The 320-nt window shown below is 75.6% G+C and carries 1 protein-coding gene; it reads right to left on the bottom strand.

What is annotated here, in order from left to right; genetic code table 11:
• On the bottom strand, positions 1 to 306 hold a 306-nt coding region (locus IG02_RS0135630; RefSeq protein WP_030757879.1), incomplete at its 3' end, for a DUF2252 family protein.
• Positions 307 to 320 lie beyond the last annotated feature (14 nt).

The following is a 320-nucleotide window of genomic DNA, read 5'->3' as shown; positions in this document are numbered from 1 at the left end:
CAGCTGGGCCGTGAGCCCGGAGCTCGGGGTGCCGGCCAGGTCGGACGCCATGATCGCGGCGGCGCCGCGGTAGAAGCGGAACGGGGACTCGAGCATGCGGCCGTAGCGGATCGGTACGAGTTCGGGGACCCGTGTCGCCGACTGCGCCTCCAGGACCGTCAGCGGGTCCGGTCTGTCGCCGGCCGGCCGGTACTCGGCGTGGCCCGACCGCGGCGAGCGGCGCCGGGCCTCCTTGCCGAGTGCCGCGCGTTCGCCGGGCGTGGCGTGGTGTGCCGCGCGCAGCGCCGTGGTCGTGTTCCGGGCCACGGGTCAGGACTTCT

Origin of the sequence: Streptomyces sp. NRRL F-5135 (assembly GCF_000719775.1) — a bacterium.
In the GTDB taxonomy this organism is placed as follows: domain Bacteria; phylum Actinomycetota; class Actinomycetes; order Streptomycetales; family Streptomycetaceae; genus Streptomyces; species Streptomyces hebeiensis.
The sequence above is the reverse complement of the archived record's forward strand: the minus strand, read 5'-3'. Positions and strand labels throughout refer to the sequence as shown.